Annotated in this window: 23 protein-coding genes; 12 read left to right on the top strand and 11 right to left on the bottom strand. The window is 60.0% G+C overall.

Annotated elements, in window-relative coordinates; all coding sequences use genetic code 11:
- Positions 1-2: 2 nt before the first annotated feature.
- Positions 3-683, bottom strand: a complete 681-nt coding sequence (locus WG29040_RS20140) for a Fe2+-dependent dioxygenase (protein ID WP_003443806.1) — start codon at positions 681-683, stop codon at positions 3-5.
- Between the two features lie 217 nt (positions 684-900).
- Between WG29040_RS20140 and WG29040_RS20135 the strand changes: the two genes are divergently transcribed.
- On the top strand, positions 901-3,204 hold the full coding sequence (locus tag WG29040_RS20135) for a TonB-dependent siderophore receptor (RefSeq protein ID WP_127196786.1): 2,304 nt from the start codon (positions 901-903) through the stop codon (positions 3,202-3,204).
- A 231-nt stretch (positions 3,205-3,435) separates the two neighbouring features.
- On the top strand, positions 3,436-5,970 hold the full coding sequence (locus WG29040_RS20130) for a sulfite reductase flavoprotein subunit alpha (RefSeq protein ID WP_127196785.1): 2,535 nt from the start codon (positions 3,436-3,438) through the stop codon (positions 5,968-5,970).
- A 77-nt stretch (positions 5,971-6,047) separates the two neighbouring features.
- Here the strand turns inward: WG29040_RS20130 and WG29040_RS20125 are convergent, their stop codons facing one another.
- Genes WG29040_RS20125 through ptsP form a run of 3 tightly spaced genes read right to left on the bottom strand, consistent with a single transcriptional unit; the run spans position 6,048 to position 11,598 of the window.
- Entirely contained in the window at positions 6,048-7,784 is a 1,737-nt protein-coding gene (locus WG29040_RS20125; protein ID WP_010655562.1) for a PTS fructose-like transporter subunit IIB, read from the bottom strand.
- Between the two features lie 11 nt (positions 7,785-7,795).
- A complete protein-coding gene (pfkB, locus tag WG29040_RS20120; protein ID WP_003443814.1) occupies positions 7,796-8,737 on the bottom strand; it encodes a 1-phosphofructokinase in 942 nt (313 codons plus the stop codon).
- Complete coding sequence (gene ptsP, locus WG29040_RS20115; RefSeq protein ID WP_010655560.1) at positions 8,737-11,598, bottom strand: phosphoenolpyruvate--protein phosphotransferase; 2,862 nt, start codon at positions 11,596-11,598, stop codon at positions 8,737-8,739. The genes pfkB and ptsP overlap by 1 nt, the downstream gene beginning before the upstream one ends.
- Positions 11,599-11,938: 340 nt before the next feature.
- On the opposite strand from ptsP, the gene cra reads away from it, so the two are divergent.
- Both cra and WG29040_RS20105 read left to right on the top strand, forming a co-directional pair.
- Entirely contained in the window at positions 11,939-12,934 is a 996-nt protein-coding gene (gene cra, locus WG29040_RS20110; protein ID WP_010655559.1) for a catabolite repressor/activator, read from the top strand.
- Between the two features lie 2 nt (positions 12,935-12,936).
- Positions 12,937-13,725 (top strand): TatD family hydrolase, encoded by a 789-nt coding sequence (locus WG29040_RS20105; RefSeq protein WP_003443820.1) that lies wholly within the window; start codon positions 12,937-12,939, stop codon positions 13,723-13,725.
- Positions 13,726-13,759: 34 nt separating this feature from the next.
- Here WG29040_RS20105 and ampE read toward each other — a convergent pair whose 3' ends face one another.
- From ampE to WG29040_RS20090, 3 genes are all read right to left on the bottom strand, one after another.
- A complete protein-coding gene (gene ampE / locus WG29040_RS20100; protein WP_003443823.1) occupies positions 13,760-14,596 on the bottom strand; it encodes a regulatory signaling modulator protein AmpE in 837 nt (278 codons plus the stop codon).
- Positions 14,593-15,156, bottom strand: coding sequence for a 1,6-anhydro-N-acetylmuramyl-L-alanine amidase AmpD (gene ampD / locus WG29040_RS20095; RefSeq protein ID WP_127196784.1), 564 nt, complete (start codon positions 15,154-15,156; stop codon positions 14,593-14,595). Before ampD ends, ampE begins: the two co-directional genes overlap by 4 nt.
- A gap of 83 nt (positions 15,157-15,239) precedes the next feature.
- Positions 15,240-16,742 (bottom strand): DUF1631 family protein, encoded by a 1,503-nt coding sequence (locus WG29040_RS20090; protein ID WP_127196783.1) that lies wholly within the window; start codon positions 16,740-16,742, stop codon positions 15,240-15,242.
- A 234-nt stretch (positions 16,743-16,976) separates the two neighbouring features.
- Between WG29040_RS20090 and nadC the strand changes: the two genes are divergently transcribed.
- Positions 16,977-17,825, top strand: a complete 849-nt coding sequence (gene nadC / locus WG29040_RS20085) for a carboxylating nicotinate-nucleotide diphosphorylase (protein ID WP_127196782.1) — start codon at positions 16,977-16,979, stop codon at positions 17,823-17,825.
- 108 nt (positions 17,826-17,933) lie between these two features.
- On the opposite strand, the gene WG29040_RS20080 is transcribed toward nadC, so the two are convergent.
- From WG29040_RS20080 to WG29040_RS20070, 3 genes are all read right to left on the bottom strand, one after another.
- Complete coding sequence (locus WG29040_RS20080) at positions 17,934-18,431, bottom strand: methylated-DNA--[protein]-cysteine S-methyltransferase (RefSeq protein WP_127196781.1); 498 nt, start codon at positions 18,429-18,431, stop codon at positions 17,934-17,936.
- Complete coding sequence (locus tag WG29040_RS20075; RefSeq protein WP_127196780.1) at positions 18,428-19,924, bottom strand: DNA-3-methyladenine glycosylase 2; 1,497 nt, start codon at positions 19,922-19,924, stop codon at positions 18,428-18,430. Before WG29040_RS20075 ends, WG29040_RS20080 begins: the two co-directional genes overlap by 4 nt.
- A 242-nt stretch (positions 19,925-20,166) precedes the next feature.
- A complete protein-coding gene (locus tag WG29040_RS20070; protein ID WP_010655555.1) occupies positions 20,167-20,568 on the bottom strand; it encodes a prepilin-type N-terminal cleavage/methylation domain-containing protein in 402 nt (133 codons plus the stop codon).
- A gap of 221 nt (positions 20,569-20,789) precedes the next feature.
- Here WG29040_RS20070 and WG29040_RS20065 point away from each other — a divergent pair, with 221 nt between their 5' ends.
- From WG29040_RS20065 to yacG, 4 genes are read left to right on the top strand one after another with little or no spacing between them, the layout of a single operon-like run.
- Positions 20,790-22,007, top strand: a complete 1,218-nt coding sequence (locus tag WG29040_RS20065) for a type II secretion system F family protein (protein ID WP_127196779.1) — start codon at positions 20,790-20,792, stop codon at positions 22,005-22,007.
- A gap of 2 nt (positions 22,008-22,009) precedes the next feature.
- Complete coding sequence (locus WG29040_RS20060) at positions 22,010-22,858, top strand: A24 family peptidase (RefSeq protein WP_127196778.1); 849 nt, start codon at positions 22,010-22,012, stop codon at positions 22,856-22,858.
- A gap of 13 nt (positions 22,859-22,871) precedes the next feature.
- Positions 22,872-23,495, top strand: a complete 624-nt coding sequence (coaE, locus tag WG29040_RS20055) for a dephospho-CoA kinase (protein ID WP_003443839.1) — start codon at positions 22,872-22,874, stop codon at positions 23,493-23,495.
- Positions 23,492-23,695 carry a DNA gyrase inhibitor YacG gene (yacG, locus tag WG29040_RS20050; protein WP_003443840.1) on the top strand — a complete coding sequence of 68 codons (204 nt, stop codon included), beginning with the start codon at positions 23,492-23,494 and terminating at the stop codon, positions 23,693-23,695. The genes coaE and yacG overlap by 4 nt, the downstream gene beginning before the upstream one ends.
- Positions 23,696-23,767: 72 nt before the next feature.
- On the opposite strand, the gene WG29040_RS20045 is transcribed toward yacG, so the two are convergent.
- Entirely contained in the window at positions 23,768-24,454 is a 687-nt protein-coding gene (locus tag WG29040_RS20045) for an energy-coupling factor ABC transporter permease (RefSeq protein WP_003443841.1), read from the bottom strand.
- A gap of 125 nt (positions 24,455-24,579) precedes the next feature.
- On the opposite strand from WG29040_RS20045, the gene WG29040_RS20040 reads away from it, so the two are divergent.
- Genes WG29040_RS20040 through WG29040_RS20030 form a run of 3 tightly spaced genes read left to right on the top strand, consistent with a single transcriptional unit; the run spans position 24,580 to position 25,962 of the window.
- Positions 24,580-25,209 (top strand): DUF1780 domain-containing protein, encoded by a 630-nt coding sequence (locus WG29040_RS20040; protein WP_127196777.1) that lies wholly within the window; start codon positions 24,580-24,582, stop codon positions 25,207-25,209.
- Positions 25,206-25,733 carry an MOSC domain-containing protein gene (locus WG29040_RS20035; protein WP_003443848.1) on the top strand — a complete coding sequence of 176 codons (528 nt, stop codon included), beginning with the start codon at positions 25,206-25,208 and terminating at the stop codon, positions 25,731-25,733. The genes WG29040_RS20040 and WG29040_RS20035 overlap by 4 nt, the downstream gene beginning before the upstream one ends.
- Before the next feature lie 55 nt (positions 25,734-25,788).
- Positions 25,789-25,962, top strand: coding sequence for a DUF3094 family protein (locus WG29040_RS20030; protein WP_003443851.1), 174 nt, complete (start codon positions 25,789-25,791; stop codon positions 25,960-25,962).
- Positions 25,963-25,972 lie beyond the last annotated feature (10 nt).

Here is a 25,972-nt window from a genome sequence, read left to right as displayed (position 1 = left end):
CCCTAAACCTCAACCCAGCGCCGCAACAGGTTGTGATAAGTGCCCGTGAGCCGGATCAACGAGGGGTGATCGGGTACGTCGCGGGTCAGCTGCTGAATGGCGTTATCCATTTCAAACAGCAAGGTGCGCTGGCTGTCTTCACGCACCAGGCTTTGGGTCCAGAAGAACGAGGCATAGCGTGCGCCACGGGTGACCGCATTGACCTTGTGCAGGCTGGTACCGGGGTACAGGACCATGTCGCCAGCAGGCAATTTGACCTGCTGCACACCGTAGGTGTCCTGAATCACCAGCTCGCCACCGTCATAGTCATCGGGGTCGCTGAAAAACAGGGTGGCCGACAAGTCAGTCCGCACCCGCTCGGGACTGCCCTTGGGCTGGCGCACGGCGTTGTCGATATGAAAATCGAAACTGCCACCGCCGGTGTAGCAATTGACCAGCGGCGGGAAGACTTTGTGCGGCAAGGCAGCCGACATGAACAGCGGGGTTTGCCACAGCCGGTCAATCATTGCCGCGCCAATTTCCTTCGCCAACGGGTGCCCTTCAGGCAACTGCAGGTTGTGCTTGGCCCTGGCGGACTGAAAGCCGGCGGTGATTTTGCCGTCAGCCCACTCGGTCTGCTCCAGCGCCTCACGAATGCGCTGCACCTCTTCACGGGAAAACAAGCCGGGAATATGCAACAGCATGGCGCGATACCAGTTAGCGAAGGGACGGCAATGGTATTGATTCTTATTGTTCGTGTAAAACCCTGTTAGGACACCGGAGACGAATGAGTGTGAAAAAACCGTAAAGGGAAATTGTAAAGATTGTAAATTTAGCGCTAATAGTAATTGATCTCAATTGATACAAGGAATTGTTTGCACTATATTTCGCGGCTCAAATTCTGGGGCAAGGGATCTTCACATGTCGCGCCAACTTATAAAAATACCTGTCAGCTCACCGCGTTTACTGGCTTCGGCTATCGGTGTCGCGATTACCGCGACCTCTGCAGCCCATATGGCTCAGGCTGCCGAAAGCACGGACAGCAAAGCACAGGGCAACAGTATTTCCCTTGGCGCGACCACGGTTTCAGGCGAACAGAACGAGCAGTCCTACCAGATTGAAAAAGCCGACTCCCCGAAGTACACCGCGCCCCTGATTGATACGCCCCGCTCGATCACCGTGATCCCGCAACAACTGATCAAGGATACGGCCGCAACTTCCCTGCAAGACGCATTGCGCACCGTTCCAGGCATTACCTTCGGCGCAGGTGAAGGCGGTAACCCGCAAGGCGACCGGCCGTTCATTCGCGGCTTTGACGCCCAGGGCGACACCTATCTGGACGGCGTACGCGATACCGGCGCCCAGACTCGCGAGATTTTCGCCGTTGAATCGATTGAAGTCGCCAAAGGCCCGAACTCGGCATTTGGCGGTCGCGGTGCAGCCGGCGGCACCATCAACATGGTCAGCAAGAAAGCCCATCTGGGTAATTCGTTTGATGGCGGCTACACCTGGGGCTCGGACCAGACCCAACGCTATACCCTGGACGGTAACTATCAGTTCAGCGATACCGTTGCCGGTCGTCTGAACCTGATGAGCCACGAAAGCAATGTGGCCGGTCGCGACAATGTCAATTACGACCGCTGGGGTATTGCTCCTTCCCTGGCGTTTGGCCTGGGCACCGATACCCGGGTCAACGTCGATTACTACCACATGGAAAGTAACGACCTGCCGGATTCGGGTATTCCTTACGGTTTCTCGGTGGGCAAAACCCATACCGCAGACAGCCCGGACAAGCCGAACGACGGTGGCGACAGCAGCAATTTCTACGGCCTGAAAGATCGTGACTTCCGCAAAACCCGCGCCGATATCACTACTTTTTCGTTTGAACACGACTTCAGCGAAGACCTGCACGTCAAGAACACCCTGCGCCACGGCAACACCCTGCAGGATTACATCCTGACCCAGCCGGACGACAGTAAAGGCAACGTCAACAACGGCAGCGTCTGGCGCCGGGCCAACACCCGTGTGAGCAACACCGCCACCACCACCAACCAGACCGATCTGTTTGGTGACGTATATATCGCCGGCTTCAAAAACAGCTACTCCACCGGTATCGAACTCAGCCGCGAGACCAGCAGCAAGTCGTCCTATACCGTTAATACCAGCACCACCCCGGGTACCGCTGGCGGCACTAACTGCACTCCGGGCATGATCGGCGCCCCAAGCGACTGGAACTGCACATCCCTGGGCAACCCGAATGCCAATGATCCATGGAACGGCTCGATCGCACGCAACTATGCCGGTACTGACAGCGCCAACACCACACGCGCCATTTATGCGATGGACACGCTGGAACTGTCACCTGAGTGGCTGCTGAACATGGGTCTGCGTTACGACCACTTCGAGACCAAGTACAAATCGTACACGGCCGCCGGAGCGACCACTTACAAGGGATCTGACACCAGCGACTTCTTCTCCGGCCAGCTCGGCCTGGTGTGGAAAGTCCAGCCTAACGGCAGCGTCTACGTGTCTTACGCCACCTCGGCCACCCCGCCGGGCTCGATGCTGGACAGCAATGAAACCAACCCGTTGAGCGGTACTCCGGATCGCACCGGCAAGATTCTGGCCAGCGACATGGAACCGGAAGAAACCACCAACTACGAACTCGGTACCAAGTGGGATGTGTTCAACGACCGCCTGTCTCTGACGGCAGCCATCTTCCGCACCGAAAAAGAGAACACCCGGGTCCAGACAGACGCTGATACCTACGAGAACGCCGGCAAAACCCGCGTCGACGGCATCGAACTGTCTGCCTCCGGTAAAATCACCGAGCAATGGCAAGTGTTTGCGGGCTACACCTATCTGGACGGCAAGCAGCGCGATGGCGGCCCTTTGAACAAGGCTACCGATGGCAACCAGCTGCCCAACACCCCGAAAAACAGCGCCAGCCTGTGGACCACTTATGCGATCACACCCAAGCTGACCATCGGCGGCGGTGCGTTCTACGTGGATGAAGTATTCGGTAACGTCGCCAACTCGACTTACGTTCCGGCTTACACCCGCTACGACGCAATGGCCAGCTACAAGCTGACCAAAAACGTTGATCTGCAACTGAACGTACAGAACCTGACCGACAAGACTTACTACGACAAAGCCTTTTCGACCCACTTCGCCAACCAGGCGGCGGGCCGTACAGCCTTGTTGACCACCAGCGTTCATTTCTGATGCCAACCTGGTAATGATCACTGGTGGGAGCTGGCTTGCCAGCGATGCAAGCGATACGGTTTTACCGTTAAACCGCGCAGCTGCAATCGCTGGCAAGCCAGCCGCCCACACAGAGATGCCACAGCTTTAGCGCAAAGCCCTGTCCAACGATGGTCGGGGCTTTTGTGTGTAAACAACCTGCACGGCAAACTGCGCCGTGAAGCATTCAATTGAGCGAGCAAGGCGGTCGTCGTGTTTAAGAAAACCCTTTTTCAGCTGCACTGGTTTTTCGGGATCACCGCAGGGCTGGTCCTGGCCCTCATGGGGATTACCGGCGCGACGGTGTCGTTCCAGGACGAACTGCTGAACTTGCTCAACCCCTCGGTGCTCAAGGTCGAGAAACTCGACAGCGGCACCCTGGCGCCCGCCGAACTGGTACGCCGGGTCGAGGCCACTGAAGGCAAACAGGTGTCCATGCTCTGGGTCGGGGTGGACAGCGACAGTGCCGCACGGATTTTCTTCACCCCGCCGCCGGGGGAGCGCCGCGGTCAACTGCGCTATGTCGACCCTTACACCGGCACCTATCAGGGCGACGCCAGCGGCCAGGGCTTCTTCGATCTGATGCTGCAACTGCACCGCTTTCTGGCCATGGGCCAAACCGGTCGCCAGATCACCGGTGCCTGCACCCTGATGCTGATTTTCTTCTGCCTCTCGGGCCTCTATCTGCGCTGGCCGCGCCAGGCACTGAACTGGCGTGCCTGGCTGACCCTGGACTGGGCCAAAAAAGGCCGCAGCTTCAACTGGGACCTGCATTCCGTGGCGGGTACCTGGTGCATGATCTTTTACCTGCTGGCCGCCCTGACCGGCTTGTCGTGGTCCTACGAGTGGTACAACAAAGGCCTGCAAAAACTGTTTTCGGACAGCCCCAACAGCCAGCAGCGCAAAGGCGGTCGCGGTCAGCCCGGCCCTGCGGGGCCGGCCCCTGTAGCCGATTACGATGCCATCTGGGCCACTATCCAGCAGGCTGCCGGGCCGCAACTGAGCCTGTACAACGTGCGGATGCCACCGGTGGCCGGGCAGCCGGCCACGGTTTTTTATCTGCGCAGCGACTCGCCCCATGAGCGCGCCTTCAATCAGATCGTGCTCGACCCGGTCACTGGCGTAATCAAACAACACCAGCGCTACGCAGACAAAAGCTACAAGGCGCAATTGCTGACCAGCATTTACGCGCTTCACGTGGGCAGTTACTGGGGCCTCCCCGGGCGCATCCTGGTGACCATCGCCAGCCTCAGCATGCCGTTGTTCTTTATTACCGGCTGGTTGCTGTACCTGGACCGGCGCCGTAAAAAGCTTCAGATCAAACAGGCGCGCCAGGGTTTGTCCTCGGCGCACAGCGATGCATCGCCCTGGTTGATCGGCTTTGCCAGCCAGAGCGGTCTGGCAGAACAACTGGCCTGGCAGAGCGCCGGACAATTGCAGGCCGCCGGATTTGCAGTGCGGGTGCAACCGCTGGCAGCGCTCAGCGAGCAGGACTTGCAGCAGGCCAGCCATGCACTGTTTGTCGTCAGTACCTTTGGCGATGGTGAAGCCCCCGACAGTGCCCGTGGCTTTGAACGCAAAGTCCTGAACCAGCCTTTGGCCCTGAGCAGTCTCAAGTATTCGTTGCTGGCCCTGGGCGATCGCCAATACCCGCACTTCTGCGGCTTTGCGACCCGGGTTCAGCAATGGCTGAACGAGCGTGGCGCACAATCATTGTTCACTCCGGTCCAGGTCGACAGCGGCGACCCCGAGGCGCTGCAGCACTGGCAGCAACAGCTCGGTCAACTGACCGGTACTGCGCCGGCGGCCAACTGGCAGGCACCGGGTTACAACAACTGGACCCTTGAACAACGCCAACTGCTCAACCCTGGCAGCAGCGGCTCCGGGGTTTACCTGCTGGGGCTCAAGGCCCCCCATGCCAGCGATTCATGGCAGGCAGGTGATCTGGTTGAAGTCATGCCACGGCAGTCCCCGGCAGCGATTGAGCATTTCCTGCAAGGTCTGGGTCTGTCGGCAGACACCCGGGTACAGCTCGATGGTCTGCAAGAAACCCTGGCCCAGGCCCTGGGCGGGCGTCAGCTGCCGGACAATCGCGGGCATCTGGTGGGCATGCATGCACAGGCATTGGTCGACGCCTTGATCCCGCTGCACATGCGTGAATACTCCATTGCCTCGATCCCCGAAGATGGCCTGCTGCAACTGATCGTGCGTCAGGAGCGCCATGCCGATGGCAGCCTGGGCCTGGGTTCGGGCTGGCTGACGGAACACGCAAATGTGGGTTCTGCCATCAGCCTGAGGGTACGGCGCAACAGTGGTTTCCATCTGCCCGCCGAACCTTGTCCGCTTATTTTGCTGGGCAATGGCACCGGCCTGGCGGGGCTGCGCAGCCTGCTCAAAGCGCGCATTGCCAAGGGCCAGCAGCGTAACTGGCTGTTCTTTGGTGAACGCAATGCCGCCCATGACTTCCACTGCCGCGAAGAACTGCAGGGCTGGCTGGCCAGTGGTGATCTGGCGCGGCTGGATCTGGCGTTTTCACGGGATCAGGCACAGAAGATTTATGTACAGGATCGCTTGCGCGAGTCAGCTGATGAAATACGCAGATGGCTGGCAGACGGCGCTGCTATTTATATCTGCGGCAGTCTGCAAGGGATGGCGGCGGGTGTGGATCAGGCCTTGACCGAGCTGCTGGGCGAGCCAGCGCTACAAGCACTGATCGAGCAAGGGCGTTATCGGCGGGATGTGTATTGAACCGATGCCCGCCCCCCTGCAGGAGCGGGCTTGCCCGCGAGCGGTTCAAGGGCTCGCGAGCGGTTTGAGTCAAGGCCTCAGGCCTTGGCAGTCTCCAGCGCCATTTCCGCCGGTTCCGCACGTTTGATCACGGCATATACCACTGCCGTCACCAAGCTACCGGCGACAATCGCCAGCAAGTACAGCAGCGCATGGTTGATCGCATTCGGGATCAGCAGCACGAACAAGCCACCGTGCGGTGCCATCAGCTTGCAGCCGAAGTACATCGACAGTGCACCGGTCAAGGCGCCCCCCAGAATGCTCGCCGGAATCACCCGCAGCGGGTCTTTGGCGGCGAACGGAATCGCACCTTCGGAGATAAAGCACAGTCCCAGCACCAACGCGGCTTTGCCCGCCTCGCGTTCGGTCTGGGCAAATTTGCGCCGGGCAATAAAGGTCGCAATCCCCAGGCCGATCGGCGGCACCATGCCGGCAGCCATGGTGGCGGCCATCGGCGCGTAACTCTGCGAAGCCAGCAGCCCCACCGAAAACGCGTAGGCCGCCTTGTTGATCGGCCCGCCCAAGTCGACACACATCATGCCGCCCAGCAGAACGCCCAACAAAATGGCGTTGGTGGTGCCCATGCTGTCGAGGAAGTGGGTAAGGCCTTCGAGCATGCCGGCCACTGGCTTGCCGACCACATAGATCATCACCAGGCCGGTAAACAGGCTGGCAAACAACGGGATGATCAGAATCGGCTTCAGCGCTTCCAGACTTTGCGGCAATCGCGCATAGCGATTGATCGCCTTGGCGCAGTAACCGGCGATAAACCCGGCAATGATCCCGCCGATAAACCCGGCACCCAGGGTACTGGCCAGCAGCCCGCCAATCATCCCCGGCGCCAGGCCCGGGCGGTCGGCAATCGAGTAGGCGATATAGCCCGCCAGCAATGGCACCATCAGTTTGAACGCCGCATCGCCACCGATCTGCATCAGTGCCGCCGCCAGCGTGCCGGGCTCTTTATAGGCCGTGATCCCGAACACGAAGGACAGGGCAATCAGCAAGCCGCCCGCCACCACCATTGGCAACATGAACGACACGCCGGTCAGCAGATGCTTGTAAACCCCGGTTTTCTCTTGCTTGGCCGGTGCTGAACCATCAGCCGCTGCCGTCTCTTCCCGGCCTTCGCTCAAGGCTTTGTTCAGGGTGGCTTCGGCTTGCTTGAGGGCGATGCCGGTGCCGCAGCGGTAAATCTTCTTGCCGGCAAAACGCTCGGTCGGCACTTCGATATCAGCCGCCAACAGCACCACATCGGCTTCTCTGATGGCCTGCGGGCTCAGCGGATTGCGCGCACCGACCGAGCCCTGGGTTTCGACCTGCAGCTCGTAGCCCAGACGCTTGGCCGCCTGCTGCAATGCTTCGGCGGCCATAAAGGTGTGCGCCACCCCGGTCGGACAGGCGGTGATGGCGACGATTTTCGGACCGTGCTGCGGGCTCTCAGCCTCGGTAGAGACTGCTGGAGCGACATACACCCGGGCTTCCTGGGCGCCGCGCTGCAGTATCGCTTCGACATCTTGCAGGGCCTGGGCCGGGGTGCTCTGGAACACGGGTTTGCCAACAAAGCGCTGCATGTCCAGAGGCGTGCTGCTGACCACCAGGACCCATTGCGCTTGATCGATGGTTGCCTGGGACAGCTGGCGTTCCGGATGCTTGGGGTCATGCACTTCGACACTGGTGCTCCACCCCTGACGTTGCGCCGCTGCGTCCAGCAATCGGGCGCACAGCACGCTGGTGACCATGCCGTTGGGGCAGCCCGTGACAATGGCTAATTTCATGTGCAGTCCTCTTATTCTTGTGTCAGGGGGCAAAGGCTGACACCGCTTTCAAGCGTCGCCAGGTGCACCGCATCGCTGATGCCAAAACCGATTTGAGTGACCGCCAGCGCCCCGATGGCGGTGGCGGTGCGCAAGGTCTGCTCGGGGGTGTGGCCGCTGAGCAGGCCATGCAGCATGCCCGCCAGCAGTGAATCGCCGGCACCCACGGTGCTGGCGACGCGAACCTTGGGCGGCCGCGCCTGCAAGGCAAATGCCGGGTTGAACCAGTTCACCCCTTCAGCACCGTGGGAAATCACCACATGCTCAACGCCCCGGGCCTGCAATTGCGCGGCAGCCGCGGTCTGCGCCTCAAGGCTGGCAATGTCGTGCCCCAGCGCGGCGCTGAGTTCTTCGGTGTTGGGTTTGATCAGCCAGGGGCCCGCACTCAAACCTTGCTTCAAGGCTTCGCCACTGGTGTCCAGCACCACTTTCAGGCCAAGGGACTTCAGACGTCGCAGCAATTCACACAACCACTGCGCGCTGATGCCTTGGGGCAAGCTGCCAGCCACCACCACCGCGTCATGGCTGGCGGCAATCTGATCGAGCTTGTCGAGCAAGGCCTGTTGCGCCAGCTCACTGACCTGTGGCCCCGGCCCGTTGAGGTCGGTTACGCGGCCATCGTCTTCAGCCAGCTTGATGTTGCTGCGGGTGTCACCGGGCACGCGGATAAAGGCGTCGACAAAACCGCGGCTGGCAAACAAGGCGTTGAACGGCGCTTGATTGTTTTCACCGAGAAAACCGCTAACGGTGACGCTGTGACCCAGATCGGCCAGCACCTGTGCGACATTCACCCCCTTGCCCGCGGCATGGCTCAGCAAAGCCTGGCTGCGGTGGACTTGCCCCGGTTGCAGATGGGACAGGCGCACGGTCAGGTCCAGGGCCGGGTTAAGGGTTACGGTCAGGATTCTGGCCATCAGAGCGCCTCCACCAAGGCCCGGACTTCTTCCGGGCTACCGACACTCAAGGCCTGGGTAGCCAGGGTCTTGAGACGCTCCATGCTCAATTCGCGAACCCGCGCCTTGACCTCGGGAATGCTGCGCGCAGACACACTCAACTCATCCACGCCCAGGCCAACCAGCACCGGCACCGCCAGCGGATCGGCCGCCAGCTCGCCGCATACGCCGACCCATTTGCCATGGGCATGGGCGGCACGCACGGTGATGTCGATCAATTGCAACACCGCCGGATGCAAACCGTCGGCCTGTGCCGACAGGGTCGGGTGGCCCCGGTCGATGGCCAGGGTGTACTGGGTCAGGTCGTTAGTGCCGACGCTGAAAAAATCGACTTCCTTGGCCAGCACCGGGGCCAGCAAGGCGGCGGACGGCACTTCAATCATGATCCCCAGCTGTAAGTCAGCCACCGGGATTTCCAGGCGCAGACGTTCGGTCATGTCACGGGCGGCGCGCCATTCGGCCACGCTGCCTACCATCGGGAACATGATGCGCAGCGGGCGGTTATCCGCTGAGCGCAACAGCGCCCGCAACTGGCTTTCCATGATGTGCGGACGTTGCAACGTGAGACGAATACCCCGTACGCCAAGAAACGGGTTTTCCTCTTTCTCGATCGGCCAGTACGGCAGCGGCTTGTCGCCGCCCACGTCCAGGGTGCGTACCACCAGAGGCCGCCCGTCCAGGCCATCGAGCACCCGACGGTACTCGGCTTCCTGGGTGGCTTCGTCCGGCGCCTGGCTGTGGGCCATGAAAATCAGCTCGGTGCGCAGCAGGCCTATACCTTCGGCGCCCTGCTCGACCGCGTTGGCCACACCCTTGCTCTCGCCGATATTGGCAAACACTTCGACCCCGTGCCCATCCACAGTAACGGCCGGTTCATGACGTTGCTCGGAGGCAGCCAATAAGCGCTGTTCGCGGCTGTCACGCTCAGAAGTGGCGCGCTGCAGGGCGTCGGCATCCGGTGCGACATGCAGGCGGCCACGCTGGCCATCAATCAATAGTTGAGTGCCGGGCGCCAGCAGCAATACCGCTTCGCCAGCTCCGACCAATGCAGGAATCCCCAAGGCCCGGGCGACAATCGCACTGTGCGCGGTGGCACCACCACGGGCCGTCAAAATGCCTGCAACCCGTGCCGGATCAAGACGCGCCACGTCGGACGGACCCACTTCGTCCATCACCAGCACATAGGGTTGATCAGGTTCGGCCGGGGTTTGCACGCCACACAACTGCGCCAGAACACGGCGCCCGATGTCACGTAAATCCGCGGCGCGCTCGGCCAGCAATGCATCCTGCAACGACTCTTGCTGACGTGCAGCCGCCTCGATGACCGACATCCACGCGGCCTCGGCGCTTTCGCCCTGCTTGAGCCGGGTATCGACCTCATCGGTCAGCTCCGGGTCATCGAGCATTTCCTGATGGGTGATAAAAATTTCGCGAATGGCCTTGGACTGACTGCGCTGAATCAGGCCTTCAATGTCCTGACGTACCTCGGCCAAAGCTTTTTTCAGACGTTCACGCTCAATCGCCGCTGATTCGCCACGCAGCGGGTAATCGATAATTTGCAGCACTTGAATGTGTGCCGGCCCGATGGCAATTCCGGGCGCGGCGGCGATGGCCTGGATCACGCTGCCGTCAGCCGGGGCTGTGAGCAGCGTGGCGATGTCGGCCACGGGTGCTGCTGACTCGGCCAGCAGCGGCAGCGGCTCGACTTCTTCGCCCAGGCCTTCTTCAATGGCGGCCAGTATCGCCGGCAATGCATCACCGGCAATTGCGGGTTCGGCGACAAACTCCAGCACCTGGCCGCGACGTGCGCCCAGGCTGAGCAATTTGCTCAGGCTCTTGGCCGATACTGCCGACTCCTGGCCGTCAACAATTCGTACACGGATCTCGCCATCAAAGCTCTTCGCCAGTTGCGCGAGTATTTTCGCCGGACGGGCGTGCAAGCCGTGGGCGTTGGCCAGGGTGATACGGGCACTCGGCCAGTCAGCCGGTAATTCGCCGCCCAGCACTTCAAGTACTGCACGACTGCTGGTGGCGCGTCCCAGTTCATGCCCGCGACCTTCGATCAGCAGCGCACACAAGCGTTCAAGCAATGCCTGGTGGGCTTCTCCCAGGCTTGCCAGGCAGAACAGCCCGCTCAGTGGCTGGCCCAGATAGCGCATCGGCTTGTCCGGGGTCACGAAAGCCAGGCCCGGGCGCTTGACTGTTTGCTCGCTGTGCAGCCACCACAAACCATCACCCAGGGGCAATGCGTCCACCTGTTGCAACACTGCAGCAAAGCCGTTGCTCACACAATCGGCCTGACGCAGCAGGCGGGCACCGCGCCAGACCAGTTCTTCGAAATCATCGGCGGAGACACCGAGGCCGATCATCTGCGCATCCAGTGCCAGTTCCTGTGGCGCGCCCTGGAGCAATTTGAGCAAGGCTTCGGCGGAACTGGCACGACGCAATGCCTGGCCCAGATCGGTTTCGCCCAAAGCCCGGGTCAGCAGTTGCAGCAGGCGCAAATGCTCGTCGGACTTGGCCGCAATGCCGATCGCCAGGTACACGATCTGACCGTCGCCCCAGTCCACTCCATCGGGAAACTGCAATAAACGCACGCCTGTGGCATACACCAGGTCGCGGGTTTCAGGAGTGCCGTGGGGAATGGCAATTCCCTGACCCAAGAAGGTCGAGCCCTGAGCCTCACGCGCTTGCAAGCCTTTCAGATAACCTTCGGCCACCAAACCATCGGCGACCAGCTTATCGGCGAGTAAATGCAGCGCCGCAGACTTATCCACAGCCGTCTGGCCCATGGAAATCTGCTCTATGGTGAGCTCGAGCATGCGTTCTCCTTTTCCGGCGCTCCGTGGCACCAGGTATTGTTTTGAATAAAGTCAGCGTAGATAGCTCCCCCCGAAGGCCTGAGTCATGTGTGGCAAGCACATTGCTCTGCGGGGTAAAGATCCATTAAACACGCTTGCTGAAACGTTTAACCAAGAATGTCCGGCACGTTACTGCATAATTGCCCGCGCTTGAAGCCCAACTTGTCGTATTGATCAATGCAAAACGGCCGGGCTTGCAAAAAAACCAGATGCCGACAAGGCAGACGAAGATCGACTGCCTTTATCGGTTAGGATTGGCCAAAATGTCGACATGTACTACAAAAAATAAGGAATTTCCGGCGTGAAGCTCAGTGATATCGCTCAACTGGCAGGTGTTTCCGTGACCACCGCCAGCTACGTCATCAATGGCAAGGCCGAACAGCAGCGCATTAGCAGCAGCACAGTCGAGCGTGTCCGCGCGGTGGTCGAAGAGCATGGTTTTACCCCCAACCCGCAAGCCGCAGGGCTGCGCAGCCGGCACACGCGCACCCTGGGCTTTATCCTCCCGGACCTCGAAAACCCAAGCTATGCGCGCCTGGCCAAGCAACTGGAACAAGGGGCCCGGGCCCGCGGCTATCAATTGCTTATCGCCAGCTCGGACGATGCGCCGGACAGTGAGCGCCAGTTGCTCAAACTGTTTCGCGCCCGCCGTTGTGACGCCCTGTTCGTCGCCAGTTGCTTGCCTGCGGACGATGACAGCTACCGTCAACTGCAAGACCTGGGCATGCCGATCATTGCGATTGACCGGACTCTGGAGCCTTCGCGCTTTTGCTCGGTCATCAGCGATGACTGCGAAGCCAGTCTGCAATTGACCCGCAGTTTGCTACAACCGATGCCACGGCAAATTGCATTGATCGGCGCGCGCCCCGAGCTGAGTATCAGCCAGGCCCGGGCGGCGGGGTTCAAGCAAGCCCTGGAAAATTTCGACGGCGAAATACTGATCGAGCATGGTGCTGCCTTCAGCCGCGAATGCGGACGCCGGATCATCGATGATCTGCTGGCTCGCCAGGGGCACTTCCCCGAGGCGCTGATCACGACCTCATACGTTCTGCTGCAAGGGATGTTTGATGCACTGCTGGAGCACCCGAGCCAGCGTCCGCCGTTGCGTCTTGCCACCTTTGGCGACACTCAACTGCTGGACTTCCTGCCATTGCCGGTCAATGCCATGGGCCAGCAACACAGGCTGATTGCCGAAAAAGCCCTGAGCCTGGCCTTGTCGGCGATTGAAGAGCAGCACTATGAGCCCGGCATTCATGCCATTGCCCGAGTGTTCAAACAGCGCATCCATCAGGCCTGAGCATGCAACTGATCGACAGCCACACCCATCTCGATTTCCCGGACTTTGACGCCGACCGCCTGCCGTTGCTGGCACGCAGCAGAGCACTGGGGGTTGAGCAGATGGTGGTGCTGGGGGTTGAGCAGAATACCTGGCAGCGGTTGTGGGATCTGGTGCAAACAGACAGTCAGCTATATGCCGCCCTGGGTTTGCACCCGGTGTACCTCGACCGGCATCGACCCGAGCATGTGACTGAACTGGGTCAATGGCTGAACCGTCTTGCCGGGCATCCGCAACTATGCGCCGTAGGCGAAATCGGCCTCGACTTCTTCCTTCCCGAACTTGACCGCGACGCTCAACAACAGCTGTTTGAAGCGCAGCTGAAGCTGGCGTCGGACTTCCAGCTCCCGGCCCTGCTCCACGTTCGCCGCAGCCATGCGCAAGTGATCGCCACGCTCAAGCGTTTCCGGCTCCAGCGCGGCGGGATCATTCATGCGTTTGCGGGTAGCCGGGAAGAGGCGCGTGAATACCTGAAGCTGGGGTTCAAACTGGGCCTGGGCGGTGCGGCGACCTGGCCACAGGCATTGCGCCTGCGCAAAGTGCTTGCCGACCTGGCACCGGACACAATAGTGCTGGAAACCGACTCGCCCGACATGGCCCCGGCCATGTACCCCAACCAGCGCAATAGCCCCGAACATTTGCCGGATATTTGCCGGGCACTGGCCGAAGTGATGGGCTTGCACCCGGAGCAACTGGCCAAGGCTTCAACAGCCAATGCCTGTGAAGTGTTTGGCTGGACGCTGCCGGTGTAGGAGCGAGCCTGCTCGCAAGGGTTTTAAATGGTCATCAGAGCAACAATGTCCATACCGCAAAACCTGCGTACCACAGCACGGCAGCCCGCAGCAGCAGCGCCCACAGGGTATCAAGGCTGGCGACGCCTTCAGGGCCGGCCTGGGGGGCGGGGATTTCAGCGGCGGCACAGCCAGCCTTGTTGATCAACTGTTCGGCGCTGATGTCCCAGCTCAGCAGTTCATGCAACATCACCCGGCTGACGGCCGCGAAGTTGCCCACCAGCGCAAAACTTGCTCCCAGCAACCGAACCGGCAACCAGTCAAAAGCGTGACGCAGCTGCTGTGCACGCTCGACCAGTTCCGGGTTGTTGCCATGCTCGGCAGCCAGCGCCAGCAGGCGATAGCTCAAGGCGGCGACCGGCCCCAGCAGGAAGTACCAGAAAATCACGGCGAAGAAACTTTGATACGCCTGCCATAACAAATGACTCTGCACCCTTTCCAGCAATTGCTCGCCACTGTCGGCGGTTTCGCCCAGATCGCGCTCGGCAACATGGGCGCAGGCCTGCAAGTCACCACGGCGCCAGGCATCCCGGAACGGTCCGAGCCCGGCCAGCAAGTCGCCTCGCCCCAAGCTGTAAATCACCACCAGCAAATGCACCGGCAGCACCAGCAAGCCATAGGCCACAGGTTCCAGCACCCATAGCAGCAGCCCCAATACAGCCACCGGGAACAGAATCAGGATCGCCAGTACCCACCATGGCCTGCGCCCGAGCCCGGGGCTGGACTCCAGCTTGTGCAGCTCGCGCAGCCAGCCGCCATCGCACTGAAGACGCTGACGCAAACCCGAGAGTTTCTCGATCAGTATCGCCAGCAGTAACACCACAAAACTCATTGCATCTCTCCTGTGTGCTGCAACGCGCCGCGAAAGCGCGTCCAGTCAAAAGCCGGGCCAGGGTCAGTCTTGCGCCCGGGGGCCACGTCACTGTGGCCACATATCCGGTGCAGGGTAATGGCGGGAAAAGCCGCTTGCAATTGCCGGGTCAACCCGATCAGCGCCTGATACTGCGCATCGCTGAACGGCAGGTCGTCGGTGCCTTCAAGCTCGATCCCCAGCGAAAAGTCATTGCACGCCTCACGCCCCTCGAAGCTCGAGACACCTGCATGCCAGGCACGATCCAGACAAGACACAAACTGAGTGATTTTGCCGTCACGTTCAATCAGAAAGTGCGCGCTGACCCGTAACTCACTGATGCCTTCAAAGTAGGGATGTTCTGTGACATCCAGGCGATTCTGGAAAAATCCCTGAACCTTGCCGGTAGCGAATTGCCCCGGTGGCAGGCTGATGTTGTGGATAACCAGCAAGGAGACTTCGCCGTTCGGGCGCGCATTGAAGTTGGGTGACGGACAATGGCATACGCCTTGGCACCAACCGCTCGCGGGGTCCAGCTGCATACAGGCTCCTTCAACGGGAAAAACGAAAGGCCCAGTATGCCGCGATGCGCAGGCCGATGGGGAGCAATCTGTAACGCCGCGTATTACTGCGCGGCGGATTGGCCCAGGCTCTCAATCACCGAGGCCAGTGCCCGGTCGAACAGCAGGCTGTCGTCGAGCAGCAATATCGTGCCGCAACGCAGTTGGCGAATTAATTCGGAACGGTTTTTTTCCAGGGTTTTGATGCCACTGCGATTAACAAAAACATACCTGCCCTCGGGTTCGACTATCGCGATCAGCTTGCAGCGCAGGTGCGAACCCTGATCGTCCTGCTGGTCGATCCAGGTACCGATTCGCAACTGGCTGACCAGCAGCAGCCCTAAATGGTCCTGTTCGTCGAGGACGGGCAGAGGCAATGACGACACCAGCCACGGCCTGATTGCCTGCAGCTGGCGATGTGTCGCCAGTTCGTTGTCGCGGATATGTTGTTCAAGCAATTCAACACGGTCATGTTCGGTCTGGGTAAGCATCAAAAAGTCGTGCAACCAGGACTCGAGCAGACCGGGATCGTGACCCGAGTAACTCGCCAGTTGCTGAACCACGTGACTGATTTGCCGGTGCAACGGATGGCTACGGCAATCGACACTGGAGTCCAAACCGATGGCAGCACTGGCGATTGCATTGAGCAAACGGCGCGCCGGGTGGCTATCACAGCTGAAAAAGTTCTGATCCATCTGCGCAATTCTGAACATCGGCGCCTGTAACTGGCCGACGATGTTTTGCAACGGCGCCGACAGGTTGCGATCGCCGCGGATGTAATCGAATAACAACTCCACCAGGTTGCCCGCATATTCACCCGTTTCAGGGGATTGCTGCGGGTGCCCGGCCGGTTGTGCGGAGCAGCAGGACGTTGCGGACACCAGGTCGGGCAGCGCGCCAGTGGCGATCAGCAGCTGGTTGGCATCGGCATACAATTGCCCGGTATGGCTGAGCAGATACTTTTCAAACAGTTGCAGCATGATCAACTTGACCTTGATCTCGATGCCCTGATCACGCTCGGCCTGCAAAAAGTATTCGCACAGCATGGCCGGCCCCAGCGGGTTGTTCTGCTCATTGAGCACGACCCGGCTCAACGTATTGAGGCGCGTGCTCAAGTGGCACAGGGCCGACTGATCGCGTACCAGCACCTTCGCCACCATGGCATTGATGACCTGGGCGCGCTCAAGGTCGTTGCCCAACAGCGAAAACACGCCCTGCGCGGGGGTTGCCATCAACAGTGTGGAGTCACTGGCAGCGGGTTGGGTCAACTTGATAAATGCGTAGAGCAACCGCTCGAGAAAACTGCGCTCGATGTTTTTGCGCTTGAGCCGTACATCGCGCATGGCTTCAAAAAACAGGCTCTGTTCTGCGTCGCTGCGGGCCTTGTCGGCCATTTCGAACAGGGTTGCATCGGCGTTATCGAACAGTACTTGCAAGTGGGACTTGAGCTGCTGTGCGGCCTTGTCATGGACCTGCAACAGGATCACAGGCAGGCGGGCGAGAGGCGAGTGAATCGCCAGCTCGATTGAGGACCTGTGGTCAGCCCCCGCTTTCCCGTCAATGTGCATCCCGGCCTCCAGCGCTGGACGTCAAACTCATGACGCCAAATAGAAGGCGGATTATCTTGTAAAAGCTGTCGCTTGTGCCAGCAGACTCTGCATTTCAGTCTGTGCGCCGGCAAATTAATCCCGAAAGTGCCAAAAGCCGCACAGTTGCAGAGAACCGGCAGTTACCCCGCACGCTCCTTGGGTTCACCGCCAGCATGGCCCTATAATCGGCGCACTTTGTTTGTGGAGCCCGTTATGCCGAATTTATGCCTGGCCGACCTCACCGCCGAAATCGAAGCCAACGTACGCCGTGCGTTAGCCGAGGACATTGGCAGTGGCGACATCACTGCACGGCTGATCCCGGCCGAACGTCTGGCCACTGCCTCAATCATTACCCGCGAAGCCGCTGTCATCAGTGGTACGGCCTGGGTCGACTGTGTATTTCGCCAGCTTGATCCACGCGTTGCAGTGCACTGGCAAGTGGTCGACGGCGAGCGCGTGAGCCCCGATCAAGTGCTGTTTCACCTCGAAGGGCCGGCCCGCTCACTGCTCAGTGGTGAACGTAGCGCGCTGAATTTTCTGCAACTGTTATCGGGGGTAGCCACCCACGCCCAGTCATTGGCCGATCAAGTGGCGGATACCGGGGTCAAGTTGCTGGACACACGCAAAACCCTGCCGGGCCTGCGCATGGCGCAAAAATACGCGGTGACCTGCGGTGGTTGCCACAACCACCGCATAGGCCTGTACGACGCATTCCTGATCAAGGAAAACCACATTGCGGCCTGCGGCGGCATTGCCCAGGCGATCAGTGCCGCGCACAAGATCGCTCCGGGAAAACCGGTGGAAATCGAAGTCGAGAGCCTGTCCGAACTCAAGGAAGCGCTGGCAGCCGGGGCCGATATCATCATGCTCGACGAACTGAGCATGGATGACATGCGTGAAGCGGTGCGCCTGAATGCAGGCAAAGCCAAGCTGGAAGCCAGTGGCGGCATCAACCATGCCACCTTGCGCCCGATCGCCGAAACCGGCGTTGACTACATCTCGATTGGCGCAATGACCAAGGATGTCAAAGCGGTGGATCTGTCGATGCGGTTGAGCCTGTAAAAAACCCGCACCTGCAGGAGCGAGCTTGCTCGCGACGGCATCAGCGCAGTCAGCCCGAAACTGCACGTTGCCTGAGTCGCGAGCAAGCTCGCTCCCTCAGGGTTGCAGTCAGGACAATACAAAGCCCTGACACTTCACCTCATGTTCCAGTAGCCATTGCTTGGCCGCCAGGCCGCCGCCAAAGCCGGTCAGCGTGCCATTGCTGCCAATCACGCGATGACACGGAATGATGATCGGGATCGGGTTACGCCCGTTCGCCGCACCCACCGCCCGCGATGCCTTGGGCCGAAGAATTTGTTGCGAGATCTGCCCGTAGCTGGTGGTGGCCGCGTAGGGAATGGTGGTCAGCGCCCCCCAAACCGACTGTTGAAACGCCGTGCCCACAGGCTTGAGCGACAGATCGAAAACCAGCCGTGTACCCGAAAAATACTCCTCGAGCTGACGCCGCGCTTCAGCCAGTTTTGGCGCTGAATGCACCCAGTCCGCCAGTGGCGTATGGGGCCGACGATCCAGCTCAAAACGCACTTCGCGCAACCCTTCGTCATCGGCCACCAGAAACAGCGGGCCAATGGGTGACGGCATTTGATCGTAGTAAATCCGGGTCATGTTGACTCCTTGCGGGCGGCGGCCGAGTCAGTGGCCGCACGCCATAAATACATTACTGAATAGGCCCGCCACGGACGCCAGCTTTCGGCCAGGGTTTGCAGGGCCCGGGTACTCAACGGCGTGTCGTGGGGATTGGCTTCGCGGCGCAGTATCAGGTCCGCCGCCGGGAATGCATCGGGGTGTTTGAGCACCCGCATGGCGATGTAATGTGCGGTCCACTCGCCGATTCCCGGCAGCTGTACCCAGCGCTGGATAAAGCTGTGCAACGGTTGCTCGACGGCAAAATCCACCCGGCCTTCGATCAGGGCGCGGGCGATACCCTTGATTGTGTCTATCCGCGCCTGGGTAATGCCCATCTGCCCCAGATCAGCCTCTGCCAGTTGCTCGGGCCCCGGGAATAGACGATCAAGCCCTGCCCCTGGCGGGCTCTCAATCGCAATGCCGTAGCGGTGCACTATGCGGCTGGCCAGGGTCCGTGCAGCTGCCACGCTGACCTGCTGGCCCAGTACCGCCCGCACCGCCACTTCAAATCCATCCCAGCCACCGGGCAACCGCAGGCCCGGATAGCGTTCGACAAGCGGCGCCAGCAGCGCACTGCTACTCAAGGTCTGAGCTATTGCCAGAGGATCGGCATCCAGATCAAACATCCGCCGGATCCTGGTGACCACACCAAGCATCTGGCTCGGCGGCACATTCAACAGTTCAAGTTGCAGCGCATGCTGCTCACCCGGCCAGGCACTGACCCGCAACCAGCCGGGGGCATCGCCGGCACCAAATACCCGCTGATAACTGTGGGCGTCCACCTGTTCGATGCCAGGCAGGGCCCGAGTCTGCACAAAGCCCAGTAACGCGCTGAAATCGTACGGCGGGCGATAGCCCAGACGCAGCACCAATGCCTTGTCGGCCCGGGCTTTCGGGCTGCGCCTGAAGTCTCTGGGCTGCGCATGATTGGCCTCGGCAAACGCGGCATTGAAGCGCCGCAAGCTGCCAAAGCCGGAGGCCATGGCTACTTCGGTGATCGACAGGTGTGTTTCGCTCAGGAGCTGCTTGGCAAACAGCAAACGCTGAGTCGCGTGTACCGCTATCGGGGGGGCACCCAGGTGCTTGACGAACAGGCGCCGCAATTGCCGGGCACCGATATCCAGACGATCGGCCAGCATCTCCAGCGAGTGATCGGCCAGGAAACCTTCATTGATCAACTTCAAACCACGGGACACCAGATGCTCGCCATGCAGCCACAGCAGATTGCCCGGCGCCAGTTCTGGCCGACAGCGCAAACAGGGTCTGAAACCCTGGGCCTGAGCAGCCGCCGCGCTGGGGTAATACACCACGTTTTCGGGCTTTGGCGGGCGCGCCGGGCATACCGGCCGGCAGTAGATCCGGGTGCTGAGCACCGCCGTAAAAAACACCCCGTCAAAACGCGCATCACGGCTTAACCGGGCGATTTCGCAGGCGGCGGTGCTAGGCGCAAGAAGGCTGTTGTGTGTGTTCATGGAGCGCACAATAGCACTGGGTCATGGCTGATTCTCGCCATTTTCGGACCTCAATGTCGGCCGTCGATCAGCGGGTTCTGGAGAGGGGTTGCACACCCCAATGCCCGCACCGTCGCCCTGGCCGTACTGCATGAGCGGCAATCATCTGCGCCCGGCAGAGGGTTTGATCAGATTGCCCCTGGCTGGCATTTTTTCCGGCATCTCACATTGCAGGAGCCGGCCTGGCTCCTGCAGAACCCTGACTATTTACAGGCACCGCTTTGCAGACAGGTGCCGGTTTGGGTCCACACCAGTGTGCTGCCGCTCAAGGCAGGCGTCATCACGCTGGTCCAGCCACCCGCTGCCTGAGTGCCGGTCATGCTGATCACGCCATCTACCACTGTCATGCCCGCTGCCAGGTTGTCAGTGGCTGCGGCCGGGCCTGGAATGCCGTGGCTGCCCGCATCGCAGACAGTCAAATCATTACTCTCGCTGTAACACAGGGCGACGGCGGTCTTGTAGCTGTTGCTGATTGAGTTCACCTCGGCAAAACGGGCCTTCATGGTGTGTTCGTTGTAAGCCGGCAGTGCAAAAGAGGCGATCAGGCCAATGATCGCAACCACAATCATCAACTCGATCAGGGTGAAGCCTTTTTGTTGTTTCACATGAAATCTCCAAAAGTGGGACGCGGCCCTGTGGCCAAACGCCAAAGCAGTACTGAGCCGCCCAAAAAGTGCGCACAGGCTATCAAGGTTAGCGGGCGGTTGCTCCACAACTACATGGCTGACATCTGTGGAAACGCTCCAATGGCCGTCCCGACTTTGGGCCATCTAGCCTTTGAGGCCAGGAGCACAACAAAGCAATCAACTATTCAGGGATGGAAAAAATGCCAGCACAGGCAGATAAAACCAGTGTTTATCGGTGGCAAGGCACTGATCGCCAAGGCGCTCCGGCCAGTGGTGAAAGCACTGGCCACAGCCAGGCAATGATCCGGGCCCGGTTACGCCGACAAGGTATTACCGTTAGTAAAATTCGCCGGCATACAGACCGCGACACCCCCGCAGGCAAACCCGTCAAAGCCGTACAGATCACACTTTTCACTCGCCAGTTGGCCACGCTGATCAGAGCCGGCATCCCGCTGCTGCAAGCACTGGGGGTAATTGCCAACGGCCTGGAACATCAGGCCATGGGCGAGCTGGTGAATGATCTGCAGCAGGACATCAATGCAGGTATCAGCCTGGCAAGTGCGTTGCGAAAAAGGCCGGCACAGTTCGATACATTGTTCTGCAATCTGATTGAGGCTGGCGAGCAGGCCGGGGCACTGGATGTGTTGCTGGAGCGGATCGCGACGTACAAGGAAAAAACCGAAACTCTGAAAAACAAATTCAAAAAGGCCATGACCTACCCCATAGCCGTGCTGGTGGTGGCATCAGGGGTCTGCGCAATTTTATTGATTGAAGTGGTGCCGCAGTTCCAGCGCGTGTTCGACTCTTTTGACGCCCAACTGCCACTCTTCACGCTCTGGGTAATCGCTGTCTCCCAGGCGCTGCAACAGTTCGGCCTGTGGCTGCTCGCCGGGGCCGGCCTGGGGTGTGCGGCTCTGGGCTATCGCTACAAACACTGCGCGGCGTTGCGTCAGCGCCTTGATCGCTGGCTGTTGAAACTCCCGGTGCTGGGCAACCTGCTGCATTTTTCGGCCATCGCCCGTTTTGCCCGCACGCTGTCCACCACCGTTGCCGCCGGAGTTCCATTGCTTGAAGCGCTGCACGCAGTCGCCGGAGCCACGGGCAACAGCCTGTTCAAAGACGCGGTACTGCAACTCAGGCAGCGGGTGGCAACAGGCAGTCAGATCCATGTTGCCATGGGCGATGTCAGAGTATTCCCGGGCATGGTGATCCAGATGACAGCAATTGGCGAAGAGTCCGGCACACTGGACGAGATGCTCAACCACGTAGCCACCTATTATGAGAGCCAGGTCGACACTCTGGTCGATAACCTGACAGCATTGATGGAGCCGGCAATCATGGTGGTACTCGGCGTCATGGTTGGCGGACTGGTGATCGCCATGTATTTACCGATTTTCAAATTGGGCCAAGTGATTTGAGCATGATTGAATTTTTCACCCGCCACCCCGACGCTTTTATCGTCTGCGCCCTGATCTTCGGCTTGTTGGTGGGCAGCTTTATCAATGTCCTGGCCTGGCGCTTGCCCAGGATGCTCGAGCAGGACTGGCGAGCACAGGCCAGGGAGTTGCTGGAGTTGCCCGCAGCCGAAAAAATGCCTGTGTATAACTTGATGCTGCCCCGCTCCCACTGCCCGCAATGCCAGCACCCGTTGCGCCTGTGGGAAAAGATTCCGCTGCTCAGCTACCTGCTACTGGGTGGCAAGTGCTCCCGGTGCAGGACCGTTATCAGCCCGCGCTACCCCCTGACCGAACTGGCTTGCGGATTATTGTCGGCGTTTATAGCCTGGCATTTCGGCCTGAGCCTGCAGGCGGGCTGGATGCTGGTGCTGACCTGGGGGCTGCTGGCTATTTGCCTGATCGATGCCGAGCACCAGATCGTGCCCGATGTTCTGGTGCTGCCCCTGCTCTGGATGGGCTTGCTGCTCAACAGCTTCGATACTTTTACCAGCCTGTCACAAGCGGTATGGGGCGCAGCGCTGGGCTATGCAAGCCTGTGGTCGATCTTCTGGATCTTCAAGCTGCTTACCGGCAAGGACGGCATGGGCTATGGTGACTTCAAGCTGCTGGCGATGCTCGGAGCCTGGGGCGGCATTGCAGTATTACCCTTGACCATTGTGCTCTCGTCACTGATGGGTGCGATCGCAGGCCTGAGCCTGCTGGCATTACGCCGGGCCAAAACCTCCACCCCGATTCCCTTTGCCCCCTATCTGGCAATTGCCGGCTGGATTGGATTGCTCTGGGGTGGTCAAATAACCGCCTTCTATTGGTAGCTTTCGGTTTGAAATGAATACCTCATCTTCCAGACCCTGGATCCTCGGCCTGACCGGCGGCATTGGCAGTGGTAAAAGCGCCGCTGCCGAGCACTTCGCCGCCCTGGGTGTTCATGTGGTGGACGCCGACCATGCGGCACGCTGGGTGGTTGAGCCCGGGCGCCCGGCGCTGGCGAAAATCGCCGAACACTTTGGCGATGCCGTGCTGCAGGCCGATGGACAGCTCGATCGCAGCGCCTTGCGCAGCCTGATCTTTAGCGACCCTGAACTTCGGCGCTGGCTCGAAGCCCTGCTGCACCCATTGATTCGGGAAGAAATCGCGCTCAACCTGGCCCAGGCAAAATCGCCCTACGCCATTCTGGTTTCGCCACTGCTGATAGAGTCCGGCCAGTACGCAACCACCCAGCGCGTACTGGTGATCGACGCCCCGCAAGCCTTGCAGATTGAGCGCACGTTATTGCGCGACAACACCAGCGAACAGCAAGTACAGGCCATTCTGAAGGCTCAAGCCAGCCGCGAAGAACGCCTGAGTCACGCTGATGACATCCTGGTCAACGATAGCGACCTGAAGACGCTCCAGACTGAAGTCGAGCGCCTGCATCACTTTTACTTAACTTTGCGTGGAGGCCAACCATGACCAAACCTATGACCGTAGACTGCCCGACTTGTGGCACCGCCGTGGAATGGAAAACCACCAACGCGTTCCGGCCATTCTGCTCGGACCGCTGCAAACTGATCGATTTGGGCGCCTGGGCCAGCGAAGAACACAAAATCCCGGTAAGCCCGGATGCAGAGGACGACCTGTTTTCCGAGGACTTGCCAGACCGCCTGCATTAACTCCCCCTGCGCCAGCCGGCTCGTCAGCGATTACAGCGCCCTTTGTATCGCTGGCAGGCCAGCGCCTGACCGTCACCTGGGGTCTTCATCCTTCCAGGGGGCGGCCAGGTAACGGGTACGGTTGAAGGTCTCGAGCCATTCAGGACAAAACACTACCAGTGCAGTGACCAGCATCCCGTTGATGAACGCTTCCGGAAAGATGATCAGCCACAGATAGCCAATAAAGTCTTCCAGCCACTGCGCCATGACGAAGATCCCGTCCAGCCACAACACGCCAAGCACTGCCAGCAAACACAACAACGCCGCCAGCGCCGCCGCAAAGAAGCCTGAGCAAAAGATATACACGAAGGGATTACGCGGTTGCGCACGCTCAACCAGTCGCGCGCAACATTCCGTCACTGCAATGGGCAACACAATCAGCAGCATGCCATTGACGCCCATCGCGGCCAGGTCCTGTCGCCCCAGCAGCACCAGCCCTCCTTGCGCCATAAGCGCACCGATAACGGCCAGCGGCCAGTCGAGCAGTAACGTGACCACTGTCAGGCCAATAAAGTGATACGACACACCCGTATCGAAATCACGTCGCACCAGCCACAGCAAGAACAGTCCGAATACAGTCCCGAACAGCAAGTGCTGGCGGCGCGGGTCGGCAAACAGCTCAACCCACGGCGCTCGCCAGATCGCCCAGACCACCACGGGCACATAGAGCATCCAGCCGGTCAACATCGTTTCAGTGGACAACACTGCGGCACTGATCATGTTCGCGTCCTCATCCTGTTAAAGCACACCGCTCAACCCTCCGTGCTTGATGCCCCTGTTGGTGATGCACACGAGTCTACACCGCAGACTTTCAGGAACACCTGTTTCAAGGCTAAGCTGCGTCCATGGACGACTCTGATTATCTGCGCCTGCTCACCATTCAGGCCGAACAGGCCAATGCCTTTTTATCCAATGCCCGCAAGTGGGAGCGTGAGCGTTGGGTCTGCCAGCGCCTGCTCCAGGGCCTGAATATTCCGTATCACTCCGAAGACTTCACCCAGCCCAGCCAGGAACCTCCGGATGTATTGTTTGGCGAGGCCCGCTTTGAAGTGTTTTTTGTACTTGATGAAGGCCGACGCTTGAATGATGAATGGCGTGAAGAGCTCCAGCGCCGCCGCAGCGCCTATTCCCTGAGCCAGCTGGTACGTCGCGAGGCACGACCCAAACGAATTCCGGCGAGCAAGCTACTGCAACGACTGGGCCCTACCCTGCACAAAAAAGCCACCAACTACCGCGAACGCGATATCGATTTAAGTCAATTGGACATCATTGCCTTCTCCAGCCTCAAGCGCGAAGTTCTGGACCTTAACAGCCACTTCCCGCCCCCTACCGAATACTTGCGCATGGGTTGGCGCTCGCTGTCACTGGTGGGCCCTACCTTTGCCCGGGTGTTGTTCGCGCAACCGGATGCGCCGGACTTTTTGCGCAATAACCTGGGGCGCAGCATTATTTTCGACGTCGGGATCAGCCTGTGAGCCCGCTGCAGGAACTGCTTGCCGAGGTACCGCAAACCGGCCGCGTGCGCTGGATCGGCGTACGCCCCGAGTCCCGTGCAGACATGCTGGAACTCGACGCCGTGGAAGCCCGCCGCGAAGCCGGGCTGACTGGCGATCATGCGCGCCCGGGGCCCCGCAATGCCCGGCAAGTGACGTTGATTCAATGGGAGCATCTGGCCGTCATCAACTCGCTGATGGGGCGCCCGCAAGATCAGCCGCTGTTGGCCCCGGATTTGCGACGCAATCTGGTGATCAGCGGGATCAATCTGTTCAGCCTTAAAGGCAGGCGCTTCAGGATTGGCCAGGCCATTTTTGAGACCACCGGCTGGTGCCAGCCCTGTGCCCGACTGGAGCAGCGGCTGGGCCCTGGCACTTTCCAGGCAGTGCGTGGCCATGGCGGAATCACGGCCCGGGTAATCGAAAGCGGGATCATTCGTCTAGACGACGAACTGCGGGTCGAGCCATTGCAGCCCAGCGGCTATGCTCCTTTTAATCCCGGTTGAATCACCGCTGTAGCTTTTACACCTCCCGCAACGTCTATCTGACGAGGCCACAATTATGTCCAGCCGCCTGAACCCAGATGATCAAAAGCATGTCGAAGAGTACCTGCAACTGCCACAAAACCAGGTTGAGCGCCGGCCTTTCAGGCCCTTGCTGCTCCTTGGTGTGGTGGTGATCGTGGTCATTGGCATGGGCTTTTTGAGCCGCCTCCTGAGTTATCTGGCGCTATGAGCTGCATTGC

Origin of the sequence: Pseudomonas sp. PAMC 29040, assembly GCF_003994535.1 — a bacterium.
In the GTDB taxonomy this organism is placed as follows: domain Bacteria; phylum Pseudomonadota; class Gammaproteobacteria; order Pseudomonadales; family Pseudomonadaceae; genus Aquipseudomonas; species Aquipseudomonas paraversuta.
This window is presented reverse-complemented; position numbering and strand designations above follow the sequence as displayed.